The organism is Scytonema hofmannii PCC 7110 (assembly GCF_000346485.2).
Lineage (GTDB): Bacteria > Cyanobacteriota > Cyanobacteriia > Cyanobacteriales > Nostocaceae > Scytonema > Scytonema hofmannii.
Genome location: NZ_KQ976354.1, coordinates 7294527 through 7311258 on the forward strand (window position 1 = coordinate 7294527; position 16732 = coordinate 7311258).

Consider the following 16732-nt stretch of genomic DNA (forward strand, 5'->3'; position numbering starts at 1 on the left):
ACTTTTCCCTGACTCACTAAGAGTCAGTCTTTGCTGAGGATAAGTTTTAGAAAGTAAAGGTAGTACGCAATGTACCTACATAAATTGTATCGTTGTCGTTGTTGTGTTCTGGGTTAAAGATAACCAGTACACCAGGAGTAATGGAAATGTTGTTAGAGAGTTGTAGTCTGTACAACGCTTCTAAATGATATGATGTATCCTCATCTTCACGACGAACACCATTTGTCTGAACAAAATCGTTGTCAGATACTTTGGGTGGTTGACCGAAGATAATGCCCAATAAGTTACCTTCTCTACCAAAATCTTTGAAAGCTAGGGTAGCAGCCCAGTAATTAAAGTCTGCTTCATCACCTTCACGAAGACCGCTCTTGGCTTCTGCTTCACTATAACCATACCATCCACCGATGGTTATGTTCTTACCCAATCTAAAAGCAGCTTGTACACCGTAGTGGTTAGAGGTGAGTGCAACGTTATTACCGAAGGGTTGGTTTGCATAGACACTTCCTGTGGATGAGAACAGATTGATCCCGTTCTCACTATTTTGGTAAGTGCGGGCGTAGGTCAAACCAACGCTCAATGCTTGACTGGGTTGGAACGATAGCTGACCGAGAGCTGTGTATGAGCCATTAAAAATACCTCTACCTAAGCCTGGATTGCTTGCTCCTCCTGATGAGCCTCCTCCGAGATAAGATGCTGACAAGGAGATAGGTCCTCTTGGATTAACTGTGATGGTTGCACCTGCACCACCTTGACCTTGACGATAGATCGGGCTAAAGCGACCGTAACGACCAATCGCACCTCTTGCATCACTCGCAAGATCGGGGTTAAAGTTATTAATGTTGTCGTATAACTCACCACTGTTAGCATCAATCTTGACGCGCAATATCTCACCCAGATTGAAGGTGTAGTTGAGTTTATCTAGCTCGATATCATTGTTATTATTGTCATCAAAAGACAGACGAGTCATGTTAGTACCCGTGACGGCGGTACCGTATGGGGTAATGTTCCGTGCTTGCAAGCGGGTGACTAACAGGTCGTTTCCAGTGAAACTGGTGTTTAATCTGAGACGAACGCGATCGGCAAAAATTGGGTTTGGCTCTAAATCATCATCGGCATTGTTGGCTGCGTTGGCATCACTATCTGGGTCTGTAACACCAGAGGAAACTGCTCTCTCATCCCCAAAAACTTCAGATAAGTTGAAGATGGCTTCCCCAACCAGTTTGGTGGTGGTAGAGAATTGATTGGCTTCTAGTTCGGCGGTGCGAGCTTCTAGAGCATCTACACGACCGCGCAAAGTAGCTAATTCAGCAGAAAATTCTTCTTGCAAGCGCTGTAAAGTAGCCAGGTCTTCTTTCCGAACCAAGTCAGCAGTGGCTGTTGCAATCAGTTCGTTAACTCTGTCTAAACAAGCATTTAAACCTGCGGCAAACTCATAACGGGTCATAGCACGGTTACCGCGATAGGTTCCATTGGGGTAACCTGCAATACAACCGTAACGCTCAACCAAGGATTGCAATGCTTGGAATGCCCAGTCAGTAGGTTGTACGTCAGAAAATTGAGAAACGGATGTAACCTGACCTAGACTTTCGTTTTGTTGTTCTAATTGAGCTACAGAAGTTACTTTATCGGTAACTTCTCCGGCTATGGCACTGTTGGCTGTGAAAAATGTTGCAGCAAGAACAACCGGGCTTAACTTCAGAACTTTCCAGGATAGTTTTGTCATAGTTTTTGTCTCACTCACACCTACTAACTCAACCGTCATATAATTCCCGACAAGATAAAATTCTGGGAATTTACTACCGATATTCAGTCAGAATTGTACCAGATGTTCGTGGTGATTAGAAGTTGCTGGAACACCACTTTGATATATTTATTTCTTATCTTGAAAATGCAAAATCACGCGGCGCTTGTGACGTAACAGAGTTCCTTCTTCTTCAAACTGCTGAAGAAGCCGCGTAACTGTTACTCTTGTTGTATTTAATACTTCTGCCATCTCTTGATGGGTCACGTTGAGTTCTATTAACTTACCTTGTTCTACGTCGCGACCAAATTTTTCACTTAGCCAAACAAGGAATTGCCACAAGCGTAAAGAAATGGGTTTGCGATGTACTATACTTAAAAGCTCTTCTGCTTGTTGAATGTGAGAGAGCAAAGCGTTAATATCTTGATTCCATAAATGAGGTGGAACAATGCTTGCTTCTACACTAGTCAAACATTCTATCTGATACGGTTTAACTCTAGATAAAGGATGACCAACAAGCTCCCCACTTCCCCAGTAACCTAAAGTGATAAATGTGCCATCTTCACTCCAGGTTAATGTGCGAACTGCCCCTCGCTCAATTCGCCACAGAACGTCATTACGTGCTGGAATAATTTCACGCCGCGTGAACAAGCGTTGCGGTAGCTGACCTTTGGAGGTGGGGCTAGGCGGCTGAATACTGTTTGGCGTGTGACTTGTGGAATACATCATGCTCGTGGGGTGATTTAGTAGAGTAGGATAATTTAACTAAGCGAAGAGCCATTAGAAATACCCTGAAAAATAGGGCATTGGGTATTGGGCATTGGGCATGGGAAAAGAAATATTTTTATTGCCTAGCTGTGGGTTTTTCTGGTGAAGGGCTTGCAAGCTTTATGCTTTATGGTATTTTCTTTGCAAATATTTGTTAAGATAAGTAGATGGGGGTAGCAAGCCGTGTATGCAGTCAATATTTTTCTTTTTTAAAGAAAAATAGAACCAGCAGTAGATAAAGTTAGTCTACTGCCGATCGCACAATTAAACAACTCGTGACCTTGAAATAGCCACTACTGCCGGTTTAGGAGGAGCGTCAGGAGTTTTACTGGGCCAATTTGACCCAATGGGAACTTGGCGAGATTGTATAAATTCTTCACCTGTGGTTGTAGTTAGAAGAAACTTTCTCGTCTCTGATTGTTGGTTTTTCCGAACTCCATTAGCTTCTCCTGGATGCTGCACGGCAAGAAACATCGTTTCCCTGTCCCTAGAAAAACAGGGTCCTGTTGTTTCACACTCCATCGGTCCGATCGCAAATAAGAAAGCCCTACCTGCATTTTCTCCACTTGTAGGAATATGCCACAAGGCATTGTTCCCAAACAAACCAGAAACGTTGGCTGGTTTTCCATCTTTAGTGCGTGTTTCTACTGTTTTATTCATCTTGCTAGTAGACATATCTGTTACCATCCAGACACTACCATCGTCATCTAATAACAAATTGTCTGGATTGGCAAAACCCATACCGCCTGCGGATGGTTCACCACCTGTTGCTAGCGTTGTCCAACGAAAGTTCATGGCTGCGGGATCGCCACCATTTTCTTGCAGGCGCATAACCCAGCCGTACTCATAGGGAGTTTCACCTTTGGGACCTTTAAAGACGTTGGTATCCGGACCCCCTTCATCATCGGGTGAGCCAGAAGTAAAACTAATATAAAGGTCACCATTGAGCGCTATTTCCGTATCTTCAGGACGCGCCGTGCATGTTGCACCAGCAGCATTAGCTGCATAGTGAGCATCAATTAAGATAGCGCCTTGTTTCTCCTCTGGAGTCCCTACATAGAGATCTCCCAGTTGTTTGAACCGTTTTTTGTATTGAGCAATTTGCTCGTCTTGACTGGCTGCAAAATCTCCACCTTCAACACGCGGTGGAAGTCTCTGGAAGCCTCGCACGGCTTCTGCTTCCTTTGCAGGACCTTTTGGTAAGCGAATGAGGTTTCCTGCGATCGTACTGGGAAGATCGGGATCGATGAGTGTATCAGCTTTGAGAGGAATCCAGCGACCCGTACCATCAGCATTAAATTTTGCAGCGTAAAGCATTCCCTGTGCAAGCAATCGGGAATTAGCTTTATCTTTGGGATCGCTAACGTTGTCGCGGCTGACAAATTTGTAAATATGTCCTCCCCTGCGATCGCAACCGGAGTAAAATGCGAGTGGTTTTCCTGCTTCTACTCGTACACCCACAGCTTCGTGGTGATAGCGCCCCAACCAAGTGTGTTTTGTCCCGTAGTCATTGGGGTTAGCTGGATCGACTTCCACAATCCAACCATATTTATTTCCAGATAGACCGAAAACATTTCCCTGTCCGAACAGCTCCTCATCTCCTAAAGCAAACGGTCGCTTCTCTGGCTCAAAGGATGTACCATCAGCATAGACTGGTTCTGGAACTTGAGCTTGGAAATTCTCCTCAGCACTGAGGGCTGTACCCCAAGGTGTTGTTCCACCAGCACAGTTGGCGAAAGAACCGATAATGCGATCGCCTAACTTATCTACATATCCCAATCCCTGTTTTTTGACAAATACTGCGACTGCGGGTCCGGTTGCTTTTAAATACCGCCCATCTTCTAATCCTGACACACCACTAATTCGTCTATCGGCCTTTGAGTTCGTGCGTTCCCACTTCCCCTCTGCTGTTTTGCGAATTGAGATAATACCCAATCCTTGATCCAGAAGTGCTTCTTTACTGATTTCTCTTATTTGAGCCTTGATTGGGTCGTTTTCTGGTAAACCAAAGGCATTCACCTCGTTTTTCCCAGATTTACTCGCTTTCAATGCTGTTTTCACTTCATCAAACGGCAATGATTTCCCAATCACTTGCTGATATGTTTGCATCCAAGGTATGGCGCTGATATATTCAAAATTAATTGATAGATACCCTTCGTTGTCCCCTGTTTGCACAAACGATAAGTAGTCGTTATTGTAGCCGAAACGAGAATCACCTACCTTATCACCCCATGCAGCAATGATTTGGTACTCATATCCTTTTGGCAATATTAAATCATCTTGTACTTCATAGGTGCTATACCACTGCTTTTGTTTTTCTGGTCGGATACCAGCTGTTTCTAGGGGAATCGGACCTTTAATTGGGTTAAATGTGAATATTGCTTTTGTATTTTGCGTGGTAGGTTGCACTGCAACTTTTGTGTCGCATCCTCCCAGGGAACTAAGTACAACTGTACCTGCACTTCCTCCCAACAACAGCAAGAAATCCCGACGTGTGATACTCATCTGCTTAATAAATTACACCATTGCCATCTGTAAGATAGCAGACAACTTTTATGCTGTTTCTGCTTAATGTAAAGGTGTAAGTTTAAGAACAGGTAAGCTTTTGATAAAATGTATGCTGTTTAACAAATGTTTAAAAAATATTTAATTCTGTTTTTTTTTCAACTTACCTATAAGTAATTATAATCATAAAAATAATTCTGCCATATCAATGTATAATTTGTAATCAAATTAGGGATACCTATCAAGAGAAGGGAATTAAAAGTATAAATACTTGTATAAAAAAAAGAAACAGCAGGCAGCCCCCACTCCCCACTCCCTACTCCCCACTCCCTATTTTTAATGTCGCTGACCGGTCACAATGTAAGCTACGCGTTGACCAATGTTAGTTGCATGGTCAGCCATTCGTTCCAAACAGCGGATTGCTAGGACGAGCAGTAGGATTGGCTCAAGAACTCCTTGAACGTCCTTCTGATGTGCTAGGGTCTGATAGAGTCGCTCATAAGCATTATCCACAGCATCATCCAGTCGCTTTATATACCGTCCACCCACATCGTCCAAATCAGCCAATGCTACCAAACTCGTTGCCAACATAGCTTGAGCGTGGTGAGACATATCGGCAATTTCTGGTAAAGAAGGATGCGTTGGGTAAGGAAAAATTTTAATGGCAATTTCCGCCAAATCTTTAGCGTAATCTCCTATGCGCTCTAAATCACGCACAAGCTGCATAAAAGCACTCAAACAACGCAAGTCTCGAGATGCGGGCGATAATTGGGTCATTATTGCCGCACAATCTGATTCAATTTGCCGATAAAAAGCATCAATTTGTTCATCTAATGTCGGAAGTTCCTCAGCTACGGTTAGATTACGAGTGAATAGCGCTTGGTGACTCAGGCGAAATGATTGTTCCACCAAAGCCCCCATACGCAATACATCTCGCTCCAATCGCCGAATTTCACGGCTCAGCTCAGGTCTTTCAGGGTTGGGACTGTGGAGGGGGACTTTCACACTTGTAGTCTTGTAATTAAGTAGCCAAAAATCAGAATTATTTGGAGTAATCTGGGGTGAATCGGACTTAACCGACCCCAGACTACGTTGCTCATTTGAGCACTCCCTTATGGGGTTTAGTTTGCCTCGACACTGCTTAAGGACTTGTCAATGGATTCCGGTGTTGCACTGTGTGACGCAGCCATGTTCCTTGTCCGACGCTTGAGACTGGCTAATCTCCCGCGCGTCATGACCCTTAAGCGGACGACTTGAAACAAGTTCAAGTTGAGTCATGGTGGAGCCAGTAACCGAATTACTCCGAATTACTCTGGATTACTCCAGTTCACGTGCTCCTCTCAATCATGAATATTTTATTAACTATAGTCTTGACTTTGGGAATTTGCCACAACTTCAGGTAGGTGAACTTGCAGCCATGCTCCTCCTGTTTTTGGATGGTTCATAGCTTTTATCAAGCCACCATGAGCAAGAACTATTTGTCGAACAATTGCCAAACCTAGGCCACTACCAATAATTACTGATGCCGAAAGATTATCTGTTATTGTGACACGAGAACGGGAGCGATCGCCCCTGTAGAATCTTTCAAAAACGCGTGGTAAATCCTCTTCAGAAAACCCCGTTCCCGAGTCAATAATATTAATCTCTAATACTGACTCATCCAGATTCTCATTCCCAGGAACTATTGTAACCTCAACTTCAATAGTTGTGCTAGGGGGGCTGTATTTAATACTGTTATCTAGCAAATTCAAAAATACCTGATAAAGTCGGGTTCGATCGGCGTTAATCCAAACATTTTCTAGACCGGAGTATGCTATGTGAATTTGCTGACGCTGCGCTAAAGGTTCTAGGGTTTCCCAAGCAGAAGCAATGAGCGATCGCACTTCCATTGGGTGACGCTGGAGTTGGATACTTGGGTTAGTTTCCAACTGGGTGAGTTCTAGCCAACACTGCACCAAGTTAATTAATCTGTCAACCTCTTGTAAAAGCCGACTGACCCAACGGTCTAGAGGTGGTTTTACGCGCTCTTGTAAAGTTTCGACAATCAAACGAATTGAGGTTAGAGGTGTTCTCAATTCGTGAGCGAGGTCAGAAAAAGCCCGTTCCCGTGCTTGAGTTAAGTCTAGCAAAGGTTGTTGATTTTCTATAAATACACCCACTTGCCCTCTAGGTAAAGGCAAGCTTGTCCCTCGCAACATCAAAGACTTTACTTCGGAAATTGCGGCTGCATCCTCACAAGAAGGGTGAAACTCCCATTCTTTTACTTGCGGCTGTTGGCGATTCCTTGTTTGCTCAATTAACTGGTCAAGTTCGTAAGACCTGACTAACTCTAGCAGCAAGCGTACTTGTCCCGGTTGCCATCTTTGTAGGTACAGCATTTTTTGTGCTTGGTCGTTACACCAAAGTAGCTGATTTTCCTCATCTACCTGCAAATACCCCACTGGTGCAAACTCAAGTAAATCTTTTTGGGTTTGCAGTACCTGATGCAATTGTTGCCTTTGTTGCTTAACCAGTTTAATTTTGTGCCGCAAGCTAGGAATAAGCAGCACCACCCTATATGAGGGTACGGTTAGGGGTTGTAAAATCTGTGCTAAGTAGTGATTCAGTTGAAACTGTTGCCACAACCAAAACCCAATGCCAACAGCCAAACCCACTAAAAATCCCAATATAAGCATTGCTAGCCGTTAGTTGCCTGATGTTAACTAACAAACTAACTCTATATATCAACCACAAACTAGTATATGGTCAATTTTGTTTCAAGAAGTTATACCATTTTGGATTTTGGATTTTAGATTTTGGATTGAGAAAGCCTTACTTAGACTTAACTCTCAATCGACTATCTGTCGCATTCTTTTTTCAAATTGGTATTAGGTTGGGTAGATCCCCAATTTCTTGAAGAAGTTGGGGATCTGGCAAGATCTTGCAGCCCCATAAATCAACCAAATCTATATCCGAAACCTCTAACCGTCACAATATATTCCGGTCGGCTGGGATCTATCTCTAACTTTTCGCGCAACCAACGAATGTGAACGTCTACAGTTTTACTATCCCCAACAAAGTCAGGTCCCCAAACTTGATCCAGTAGCTGTTCCCGCGACCAGACACGGCGAGCATAGCTCATAAACAGTTCTAACAAGCGGAACTCCTTAGGAGACAAATTAACTTCGTGACCGCGTACAAGCACGCGACATTCTTGGGGATACAAAGTCACATCCTTATATTGTAGGACAGGCAATTGAGGCAAAGTACTCAAACGTTGACGACGTAGCAATGCCCGACACCGAGCAACTAACTCCCGCATACTAAAAGGTTTGGTGAGGTAATCATCTGCACCTACTTCCAACCCAAGAACGCGGTCTGTTTCACTACCTTTTGCGCTTAACATCAAAATAGGTACTGGATTTCCCTGATAACGAAGTAAGCGACAAATATCCAATCCATTGATCTGAGGTAACATCAAATCCAGAATAACCAGATCGAAGGGTAACTCGCCCGAGTTCGGCTCGCAATTTTTCAAATATTCTACAGCCAACCGTCCATCAGAGGCAGTGAACACCCCATAACCTTGTTCTTCCAACGCAAGAACAAGCATTTCCCGGATCAGTTCCTCATCCTCCACTACTAAAATCCGGCTTCTTTGTCCGATTTCTGCTGTATGAGGATACTTAGTCGATTCGCTGGTAAACATTGATATCACAGAATTGGGTGGTTGCGCCTGTATCAATCCAATTATGCATTTCCAGTAAAATTACGCTCTATTGCTGGCGTTTTACTTTGCAAATTGTAATATATATAACTTAATTACAATTATAAACCAATGTAACACTAACGCAAAAATTGTTTTTCACTCTTTTGCTGGCCTTTTGCTTTTATTTAGAAAGTCTAAAAGCAGCAAATAACCTTTCTCCGCAAATTCCTTATTAAAAATAATTTATCAGCTTCACAATTGCTTAAGACAGTTAATAGATTGATATATTCCGATAACTTTCCCACTCATCCTAACACGTAGAACATCATCAATTAAACCTTACCAACTTTAAGACGACCTCCACACTGGTCACCGGTCACTGGTCACTGTTAAAGGCTTGACAAGAATATATCACTTTGAGTATATTTTTAGTACAATAGTACTAAATACGGCTGGGAATTTCTCATCTCAGACAGGGTTTTATCATTTCAGTATTTTCACTGCACTTGCAAAGCATACTCCAAGGCTACCCTGAACTCAATACTGGGTATGTCTTCGTATGACTTGCTACTTAAGTAACAAACGTAAATTCAGGAGATGAAATATGACAATAGCTGCATCAAAAGATAGCAAACAACAACTCGTGCAAACATTTCAGCAAATTCTTACAGACAGGAAAAAGTTAGAGTCAAAAATAGCCACTAAGCAAGAAGAAGCTGAAAAAGTAAAAAATACGCAAATTTTAGAAGCTGTTTCTACATATACAGTTGACAATATTGTTAAAGGACTGGCAGATTTACAATTAGAGTTTGGTAGCATTGTCAATTCTTTATCTGAAAAGTTAGCAAAAGAGACTTCTAAATTAGATGAATTAAATCAGGCAATAGAGATTGAAAGCAAAAGCCTGCAAGAACTTCAGCATATTAGAGTTGTAGCAGATACTCTTGATATTCTTACCAAAGAACATCAAGAAAAATTAAAAATTCTAGAACAAGACGTTGCAAATAAGAGAGAATCACTAGAAAAAGAAGTAGCCAATGGACGTAAAGATTGGCAAAAAGAGCAAGCGGAGTATGAAGAAGCTCTAAAAGCATACAATGACTTACTAACGAAGGAACGCACATTAGAAGAAGAGGAATATCAGTATAAGTTAGAAAACTCTCGTAAAATTAATGACAATTCCTATGAAGCGAAAAAACGTACCCTAGAAAGAGACATCCAAGAAACAACAGAAGAGAAAGAGAAAAATTGGGCAGAACGAGAGAAAATAATTACTAAAAATAAACCTTTGTTTGACGAATATCAAAAGAAAGTTGCTACTTTTCCTAATGAATTAGAAGAAGCTATTAAAAAAGCTAGAGAAGAAGCTATTAAAGACACCAGTCAGAAAGCAAAAATTGAAGCCGATTTGCTGGAAAAAGAATGGGGATCTTCAAAACAAAACTATGAATTAAAAATTCAGTCTTTAGAGGAAGCTATTAAGAAGCAATTGGAGCAAATAGAAACTATTTCTACTCAACTACAAACAGCCTTGAAACAAGCTCAAGATTTAGCAATGCGAGCTTTTGGAAATAAATAGTAGGGGCGCAAGGCCCCGCGCCCCTACCAATCATGTACAGGCGCAAGGCATTGCGCCCCTACTTAAGCACTAACCAATAGAGGAGATATATTGTGCCAGCCAAAAAACCAAACGATAAGAATACAAAAGCTGAAATTCTTCAAGCTTATGAAGAATTAGCAAAAGAAAAGGTAGAACTCAAATCTCAACTTGACCAATTACAAAAAGTCACCAGTTCCGCGAATAGTTCTGTTGCTAAAGATAATCCAAAAGTAGAAACAAAATCAATAGTTATGAATCAAGCATCTAATGTTCAGCAAAAAATGAATTCTACAATTGAAAGCTTAGCAAAAATCCAGTTGGGTTTTGGCAGTGCAGCTAGTGAATTGTCAGAACAACTGACAACAAGAGCATCTAAGCTAGAAGCAATCAGCCAATCATTGGAAACTGAAAGTCAAGAGTTAAAACAATTACACAGTTTAGAAGTATCAGAAGATACTCTAGATAAGCTCATTACAACCTATGAAGAGAATTATAAAGCTTATCAAGAGGAGTACAATCAGCAATACGAAACATTATCGCAAGCAATCCAAGGGCAAAGAAAAGCTTGGGAAAAAGAGCAAGAAGAACACAAACGCTTGATAAAAGAAAGAAATGAAAATCTTAATAAAAATCGTCAAAGAGATGGCTCGGAGTACAAGTACGATCTAGATCTTCGACGTAAATTAGAAACAGAAGAATACGAACAGCAACAAAAAGCGTTATATAAAGAATTGGATGAATCTCGACAAGAAGTAGAAAAACAATGGGCTGAGCAAGAAAAGGTAATTTCAGAGCAAGAAAAACAGTTTGAAGAATCTAAGGCTAAAGTAGAAGCGTTTCCTAAAGAAAAAGAAGCAGCGATTAAAAAAGCCACAGAAGAAGGCAAAGGTATTGCCCATTATCAAGCTAAGATAAAATCAGATATGTTTGCCAAAGAAGTGGAAGGTCAAAAGCGCTTTTACGAACAGAGATTGCAATCTTTGGAGCAAACTATTGGCAATCAGGAATCTCGTATTCAAAATCTTTCCAAGCAACTTGACTCTGCTTTGAAACAAGTTCAGGATTTGGCTGTTAAAGCTATTGAAGGAACTGCAAATGTCAATTCTTACCAGGCTATTAAAGAAATTGCTTTAGAACAAGCTAAAAGTCAAGTGAAGAATAAATAACTTGGTTAGTGGTTAGTGGTTAGTAGATAGTGGTTAGTGGTTAAAACTATCAACAACTAACAACTAACTACTAACAACCAACAATTAACAAATTCTTTACTTACTAGCACCAGACTCAGTTTTCTTCGGTTTTTTGGGTCTTGGGGCTTGTTTAATTTGCTTAGATTGTGAACCCTGTTTTGGCGTAGTCATATTTTTAACTGTTGAGTTACTGACATATTTATCTACATTTGACTGACTACTAATTCCGGATTAGACTTACAAGTTTATCTGTAGCATCAATAAAAAGAAAAATAGAGACGCTTTCTTCGTGCGTCTCTATTGGAGAGGAAACCCATTAAGTGAAAAATTGGAAATCTTAAATTAAAATTTCTATAATTTGAAAACTATTTAGAATTTTTAAAACGTAATTTATTTAACAATTTTTTGATAATCTTTAGCAATTTTTGAATATTAAAGCTTTGAAAACTGAATACACTAGATTCGGTTCTAATTGGTCTGCCATTATTAGGAATTTTCCGACGTTTCATAGTAGGTTGTTTGTTATTCCTGACATACTGAGATACAGGATAGCCGATCCGCATTCCGGAAAATAAAAAAATAACCATCTGCTATCTGGTAGAAAAATCTGAAAAAACGTTCTACCTTTACATAGGTATTGGGAACTGCCAAACTAAAAAACATCCAACTTGTTCTTGTGGGTTGGGCGTCTCGCCTGCCTCATTGATAGGATGGGCTAGGAGCAACATCCCACAAGATTGGATAATTTGTTTCTTGGAACTCTCTTACGCAAAGGTAGAAAAATCTATATTTGGCGGAATATCTTGAATACGTCCTTGTCCTACTGCACGTAATGCTTCTCTTAAAGAAATATCACCAGTATACAAAGCACGCCCAACAATAACGCCTGTAACTCCTTGTGGTTCTAACGCCAAAAGACTTAACAAGTCAGTTACGGAACTAACACCACCAGAAGCAATGATGGGTATGGTAACAGTAGCTGCGATCGCACGCAATGCGTCTAGATTGGGTCCAGAAAGAGTCCCATCCCGATGAATATCGGTGTAAATAATAGCGGCGGCTCCCAATTCTTGCATCTGTACAGCCAATTGTGAGGCAGAAACTTCAGAAGTTTCCAGCCAACCACGAGTTGCAACTAGCCCGTTACGAGCATCGATACCAACAACAATTTGTCCGGGAAACTCTTGACAAAGTTGTTGTACGAGTTGGGGCTGTTCTACAGCTACGGTTCCTAAGATGACTCGTTGTATCCCTAAATTGAGTAACTGTTCGGCGGTAGATTGTTCCCGAATTCCTCCGCCAACTTGAATTGGTACGGAAACTTCTTGGGCGATCGCCTCAATCGCTGCTAAGTTGATCAACTGACCTGTTTTTGCGCCATCTAAATCAACAACGTGCAACCTGGTAGCACCTTGCTCAACCCACTGTTTGGCAACTTCAACAGGGTTTTCGTTAAACACTTGCGAAAGTGAATAGTCACCTTGGTATAGTCGCACACACCGACCTTCTAATAAATCTATTGCTGGGATAATTTCCATAATGGTTAGTGGTTAGTGGTTAGTGGTTAGTTGTTGGTTGTTAGTGGTCACTTGGTCACTGGTCACTTGGTCACTGGTCACTGGTCACTGTTTTTCATAACAGCCTCGCGAAAACCCAGCACAATCAAGATATTAGAAAGCGTCAAAAAAAGTTCTGCGCTGCCATGCAGCCAATCGACGTTCGCGAGAGAATTACCATAATGTACTTGAGCATAAATCCCCGCCGGGATGGTAACGGCAACAAAAACAAGAGTGCCATAAAATCCATACAGTGCCAAACGCGGTACTGGTTGAACGCGGCTGAGATACCATAAGAAACCCAAGTATGGAAATAGGGAAAGGGCAAAAAGGGTTTCTTTTGAAATCATTGCTTTTCTGAGGAGTAGGGATTAGGGAGTGGAGAGTAGGGAGTTGTTTTGGTAGCCTGATAGGAACGCCAAATCCAAAAAGCTGCCGCCCAAAGCGTAAAATTACCTACTAAGGTCATGGTAGCTTGTAGAGTGACCAGCCATTCTAGAGATTTTGCGTTGTCAAAATAATGCCAGGTACAGGCACACATAGCGCTTACCAGTGCGGGTAACATTGCAAAGGATAATGCTCCCCAAACACGGTTACCTGTTACTTCCCCATACTTCCAGATTAACCAAATAGCGGCAATCCACTCAATAACGCTAGATATATGAATAATCCAAGTCGGAATCGAAAGAGCATGCATAGGAGTCATTAGTCAATAGTCATTGGTCTTTTCAATCTAAAATCCAAAATCCAAAATCCAAAATGAAAACAATGCGGGTTCTGTTATCTGGGTATTACGGTAAGGGGAACGGTGGGGACGAAGCTTTATTAGCAACACTTCTACAAATGCTACCACCATCAGTCACACCTGTGGTTCTCTCTGGTAACCCCAAAGAAACAAGCGATCGCTATGATGTGGAAGCACGCGATCGCATGAAAATCTCACCTGTTGTAGAAGCTTTGCGCTCTTGCGATGCTTTTATTTGGGGCGGTGGGAGTTTAATTCAAGATACCACTAGTCTTGTCAGCCCTTTTTATTATGCGGGAATAATGGCGGTAGCCCAAAAAATGGGTTTGAAAACTGTTGCTTGGGGACAGGGAATCGGCCCGTTGAAGCGTCCTATCACTCGTTGGTTAGCACGGCAAACTTTTGGTGGTTGTACAAAAGTGAGTGTCCGCGATCGCACTTCTGCTGCTATACTAGCTGACTGGCAAGTTCCTTGTATTTTGGCTCCCGATCCAGTGTGGGCGTTGGAAGGTAAACCAGTTCCTGGTCTTTGGGATTTACCTGCTCCCAGAGTCGCGGTGACACTGAGAACTCACCCCGATTTAACAGAAACGCGTCTTGCTAACTTAACTCGCGCATTGGTTGATTTTCAAAAAGCGACACAAACTTATATATTATTGCTACCGTTTCAAGAAAGCGAAGATTTAGAAATAGCTCAAGCCATTCAACCAAAACTTCAAGGTGTCAGCCAGATAATGTCCTTAAAAGAACCACAACTTTTAAAAGGGGTTTTTCGCGGTGTAGAAATGGCAATTGGGATGCGCTTGCATAGCTTGATTATGGCTGCATCAGAAGGTTGTCGTTGTTTTGCTCTCAGTTACGATCCCAAAGTTAACCGATTGATGGAAGATTTAGATATGCCGGGATGGGATTTAGCAAATTTGCCTGACGATCCTAATGTTATTGGTAAAACATGGATCGAGCATTACGCTAATGGCGATCCATTATCTACAGATAAAATACAGTCGTTAGTGGATAGAGCGCTCATGCACCGCGAGGTTTTGAAAGAAGTTTTAGGGACTTCCAAATAAAAAAATATCTAACTTTCTCTTGTGGTGCGGTGCTCACAGCCCGCCACTAGCATGGGACAGGCGAGGACGCCCATCCCACAAGATGGGTGATTTATTTTTTGGACATCCCTTAGAATAATAACAATCAACTAACGTTTTTCCTATGACTACTGTTACCCCTAAACGCTTTACTTTAACTGATTTTCATCGACTCATGGAATTGGGATTTCTGACAGAGGATGATCGAGTGGAGTTGATTAGAGGAGAATTGATACAAATGGCAGCAAAAGGCACGCGGCATTCTGTTTGTAACACAAAGTTATCGAAAGAATTGGAGAGATTGCTGGGGGATCGAGCTGTTGTCCGCGTGCAAGAGCCTATTATATTACTTCCAAATAGCGAACCCGAACCTGATGTTGCGATCGCACGGGGACAAGCTGATGATTATTTATCGAATCATCCTCAACCTGAAGATATTTTCCTAGTTATTGAAGTTGCTGATTCTTCTATTGACTACGACCAAAGTAGAAAATTGGAACTATATGCTGAAAATGGGATTAAAGATTATTGGATTGTTAATTTGGTAGCCAATCAATTAGAGTGCTACAGTCAGCCTTATTTGAATGAGCAAGGAAAGTATGGTTATCGCTTAAAACAGATTGCGCTGAGACATGAATCGGTTGCAGTCACCGTTTTTTCTGATTTATCTTTGGATTTGGATAGAGTTTTTCCTGGGTTGAAGAACCAGCGTGTTGGGAGTAATTTATATTAAATGAAAAATGAATGAATATTTCTGTTTTTGCCAAAGCTTTTGAAGCAGAGTATAGATTGTTAAGTAACTCTTGGGGTGAAATTACATTAACGGCACATAACATTGGAGATTTGGTTTTAACTTCAGAAAAATTGGTGGCTTGCGATCCACTAACCTTCTTTGGTGCAGAATCTTTTGCTATCGAATTAAAAGCAGGTAGATATCCAACGATTTTAAGTATAGCCTATTTTCATAAAGACAAACAATTTGCAGTTGCTTATGCAATGCTTCTTTTAAAGAAGGAACCTGTTGTTAGGTTTGAAATGGCTACCATACTAGGCGAAGATATTAGTTCGCTTGAAGAAGGGAAAATATTTGGCTATGGAGTTGATTCTGGTATGGGGTGCTTTATGGATTCAAATGTCGCTCAACTGATTCTTGAGAAGAATTGGAATGCAGAAACAGATGAAGATTTTTTTTCTAGCCAACTTTTAGAAGCACTGCAAAAAAGCTCTAATTCCCCTTGGTGTTGGACAAATTTTTGTGTGGATGAGTCAACGCAAGCAAATATTATTGCGTTTGACTCTGGTTGGGGGGATGGGATATATCCTTCCTACTTTGGATATGATGTACAAGAAAACATTATCAGTGTTGTTACTGAATTTATAAATCTTTTTGATTGGTGTGAAGATGCTGGTGTGAGTTAATTGTTCAAGATCTACTTAACCTTCCTTCTTGGCATCACTATTCTTGTTTTGTTCCATAAGATAATCGCAGATGCGGTGGATTTGTTGGCTATTCTCAGCAACAAGCTGTATGGCTTGAGTGGTAACCATCATTAATTCAGTTAAGCGATCGACACGTTGCTCTAACTTACCAAGAGTTGCTGCATTTTCCAAGGTTTGTCTTTCAAGACGCGTGAGCATTTCATCATGCTTAGCAACTGTTTCAACAGTGCTAGTCGCTATTTGTGCAACCTGCGTCATAAGTGGAGCTAACTGATTGAGCATTTCAGCATGGGTTGCTAGCATTCGTTCCAATCGCTCAAGCCTGCTTTGTGGTCCGTTTTGTGTCATTGGTGTTTCTACATCATCTCTTTCATCCCAACCATATTTAAACACTAATTTGGGTGCGGGTTCCAT

At 41.4% G+C, this 16732-nt stretch carries 15 protein-coding genes; 5 read left to right on the forward strand and 10 right to left on the reverse strand.

Features of this window, described 5'->3' with window-relative positions; translation table 11 throughout:
* Positions 1-46: 46 nt before the first annotated feature.
* The 6 genes from WA1_RS30530 to WA1_RS30555 all read right to left on the reverse strand — a co-directional run bounded on the left by WA1_RS30530 (position 47) and on the right by WA1_RS30555 (position 8702).
* Complete coding sequence (locus tag WA1_RS30530) at positions 47-1723, reverse strand: iron uptake porin (RefSeq protein WP_026134369.1); 1677 nt, start codon at positions 1721-1723, stop codon at positions 47-49.
* A gap of 147 nt (positions 1724-1870) precedes the next feature.
* Positions 1871-2470, reverse strand: coding sequence for a Crp/Fnr family transcriptional regulator (locus WA1_RS30535; protein WP_026134368.1), 600 nt, complete (start codon positions 2468-2470; stop codon positions 1871-1873).
* A gap of 303 nt (positions 2471-2773) precedes the next feature.
* Positions 2774-5014, reverse strand: a complete 2241-nt coding sequence (locus tag WA1_RS30540) for a PhoX family protein (protein WP_017740511.1) — start codon at positions 5012-5014, stop codon at positions 2774-2776.
* Positions 5015-5350: 336 nt separating this feature from the next.
* Complete coding sequence (gene phoU / locus WA1_RS30545) at positions 5351-6019, reverse strand: phosphate signaling complex protein PhoU (protein WP_017740510.1); 669 nt, start codon at positions 6017-6019, stop codon at positions 5351-5353.
* A gap of 353 nt (positions 6020-6372) precedes the next feature.
* Complete coding sequence (locus WA1_RS30550; RefSeq protein WP_017740509.1) at positions 6373-7689, reverse strand: sensor histidine kinase; 1317 nt, start codon at positions 7687-7689, stop codon at positions 6373-6375.
* A gap of 260 nt (positions 7690-7949) precedes the next feature.
* On the reverse strand, positions 7950-8702 hold the full coding sequence (locus WA1_RS30555; protein WP_017740508.1) for a response regulator transcription factor: 753 nt from the start codon (positions 8700-8702) through the stop codon (positions 7950-7952).
* Between the two features lie 604 nt (positions 8703-9306).
* Here WA1_RS30555 and WA1_RS30560 point away from each other — a divergent pair.
* Together WA1_RS30560 and WA1_RS30565 are read left to right on the forward strand one after the other, a co-directional pair.
* On the forward strand, positions 9307-10281 hold the full coding sequence (locus WA1_RS30560) for a coiled-coil domain-containing protein (RefSeq protein WP_017740507.1): 975 nt from the start codon (positions 9307-9309) through the stop codon (positions 10279-10281).
* A 92-nt stretch (positions 10282-10373) separates the two neighbouring features.
* Complete coding sequence (locus tag WA1_RS30565) at positions 10374-11468, forward strand: coiled-coil domain-containing protein (RefSeq protein ID WP_017740506.1); 1095 nt, start codon at positions 10374-10376, stop codon at positions 11466-11468.
* 785 nt (positions 11469-12253) lie between these two features.
* Here the strand turns inward: WA1_RS30565 and hisA are convergent.
* The 3 genes from hisA to WA1_RS30585 form a co-directional block, all read right to left on the reverse strand.
* Positions 12254-13027, reverse strand: a complete 774-nt coding sequence (gene hisA / locus WA1_RS30575) for a 1-(5-phosphoribosyl)-5-[(5-phosphoribosylamino)methylideneamino]imidazole-4-carboxamide isomerase (protein WP_017740504.1) — start codon at positions 13025-13027, stop codon at positions 12254-12256.
* Positions 13028-13104: 77 nt separating this feature from the next.
* Positions 13105-13395 (reverse strand): DUF3593 domain-containing protein, encoded by a 291-nt coding sequence (locus WA1_RS30580; protein ID WP_017740503.1) that lies wholly within the window; start codon positions 13393-13395, stop codon positions 13105-13107.
* Positions 13392-13742, reverse strand: a complete 351-nt coding sequence (locus WA1_RS30585) for a DUF2499 domain-containing protein (RefSeq protein WP_033334577.1) — start codon at positions 13740-13742, stop codon at positions 13392-13394. Before WA1_RS30585 ends, WA1_RS30580 begins: the two co-directional genes overlap by 4 nt.
* Before the next feature lie 71 nt (positions 13743-13813).
* Here WA1_RS30585 and csaB point away from each other — a divergent pair, with 71 nt between their 5' ends.
* The 3 genes from csaB (at position 13814) to WA1_RS30600 (ending at position 16297) form a co-directional block, all read left to right on the forward strand.
* Positions 13814-14860, forward strand: a complete 1047-nt coding sequence (gene csaB / locus WA1_RS30590) for a polysaccharide pyruvyl transferase CsaB (RefSeq protein ID WP_026134367.1) — start codon at positions 13814-13816, stop codon at positions 14858-14860.
* Between the two features lie 142 nt (positions 14861-15002).
* On the forward strand, positions 15003-15611 hold the full coding sequence (locus tag WA1_RS30595; RefSeq protein ID WP_017740500.1) for a Uma2 family endonuclease: 609 nt from the start codon (positions 15003-15005) through the stop codon (positions 15609-15611).
* An 11-nt stretch (positions 15612-15622) separates the two neighbouring features.
* Entirely contained in the window at positions 15623-16297 is a 675-nt protein-coding gene (locus WA1_RS30600; protein WP_017740499.1) for a DUF4241 domain-containing protein, read from the forward strand.
* Positions 16298-16312: 15 nt separating this feature from the next.
* Here the strand turns inward: WA1_RS30600 and WA1_RS30605 are convergent, their stop codons facing one another.
* The gene (locus tag WA1_RS30605) at positions 16313-16732 is read right to left on the reverse strand and encodes a hypothetical protein (protein WP_017740498.1); all 420 of its coding nucleotides are present in this window, start codon (positions 16730-16732) and stop codon (positions 16313-16315) included.